The 1559-nt window shown below is 63.8% G+C and carries 2 protein-coding genes; both read left to right on the plus strand.

Going from position 1 to position 1559, the window contains the following annotated elements:
- A partial coding sequence (locus tag M0954_RS18145; RefSeq protein WP_297354708.1) for a 3-hydroxyacyl-CoA dehydrogenase occupies nucleotides 1–1386 on the plus strand: 1386 nt, incomplete at its 5' end.
- Nucleotides 1383–1559: enoyl-CoA hydratase-related protein (locus tag M0954_RS18150; protein ID WP_297354710.1), on the plus strand; the 177-nt coding region annotated here is incomplete at its 3' end. The genes M0954_RS18145 and M0954_RS18150, both read left to right, overlap by 4 nt.

The following is a 1559-nucleotide window of genomic DNA, read 5'->3' on the forward strand; positions in this document are numbered from 1 at the left end:
GATACCCTGAACAAACTTGCCGCAAAAGGCAAGCTGATCGAAGCCGATGCACACGCCGCGTTGGCGCGCATTCATGCCGCCGGTGCGATTGGCGACCTGGCCGATTGCGACGTGGTGATCGAAGCGATCGTGGAAAAGCTGGACGTCAAGCGGGAGTTGTTCCGCGAGTTGGAAGGCGTGGTTGGCGAAAATTGCATCCTGGCGTCGAATACGTCGTCGCTTTCCATCACGGCCATTGCCGCCGGCTGTGCCAAACCGGAGCGCGTGGTCGGGCTGCACTTCTTCAATCCCGTGCCGCTGATGAAAGTAGTCGAAGTGATCGACGGCCTGCGGGGAGACCCCGCTGCCGGTGACGCGCTCATGGCGCTCGGCCGCCAGATGGGCCACACGGCGGTGCGCGCGAAGGACATGCCTGGGTTCATCGTGAATCACGCCGGGCGCGGCATGAACACCGAGGGTCTGCGGATCGCGAGCGAAGGCGTGGCGAGCTTCGCGGATGTTGACCGGATCATGCGTGAACAAGCGGGCTTCCGGCTCGGGCCGTTCGAGTTGCTCGACCTGACGGCGCTCGACGTCTCGCATCCCGTGATGGAATCGATCTATCACCAGTTCTACGAGGAACCGCGCTTCACGCCGTCGCCTATAACCGGTACGCGGCTCGCCGGTGGTTTGATTGGGCGCAAGGTTGGCGAGGGGTTTTATAAGTATGTGGACGGCAAACAGCAGATTCCCGAGGAAGCGCAGGCGCCTACAACGCTGCCGCGTCGTGTGTGGGTGAGCCGCTCATCTGCCCATGCACGTGAAGAGGTGTTCCGCCTGATTGCGAAGATGGAAACGGCTGTCACTATCGATACCGGCGGCACCCCGGCGCCGGACTCGCTGATCATCGTCACACCGCTCGGCCACGATGCCACCACCGCAGCCGTTGCGGAAAAACTGGACGCGTCGCGCACGGTCGCTATCGACACCTTGTTCCCGCTCGCCGATGCCGCCCGCCGCACCATCATGACCACGCCTGCCACGACCGCCGAATTCCGCGACGCCGCGCACGCGCTCTTCGCATTCGATGGCGTCCCCGTCACCGTGATCCGCGATTCGACCGGGTTTGTCGCTCAGCGCGTGGTGGCGACTATCGTCAACATTGGTTGCGATATCGCGCAGCAGCGCATTGCATCGCCTGCGGATATTGATCTCGCCGTCACGCTCGGCCTGGGTTATCCGCGTGGCCCGCTAGCGCTGGGCGATGCGCTCGGCGCGAGCACCATCCTCACTATCCTGCGCAATATACAGTCCGTGCTGGGCGATCCGCGGTATCGTCCATCGCCGTGGCTCGCGCGCCGTGCGCAGCTCGGCCTGTCGCTCACCCTTGACGAGGCCGCAGCATGAGCGCCGAACTGCTCTCTGTCCGCCCTGCCGAAAGCGACACCACGCTCGTTCTCAAGCTGTCCAATCCGGGCGCCCGCAACGCGCTGCATCCGGATATGTACACGGCCGGCATTGAAGCGATCAACACGGCTGAGCGTGATACATCGGTGCGCGCAATCGTGCTGACCGGTGCC

Source organism: Paraburkholderia sp. (assembly GCF_026225065.1).
Classification (GTDB): Bacteria; Pseudomonadota; Gammaproteobacteria; order Burkholderiales; family Burkholderiaceae; genus Paraburkholderia.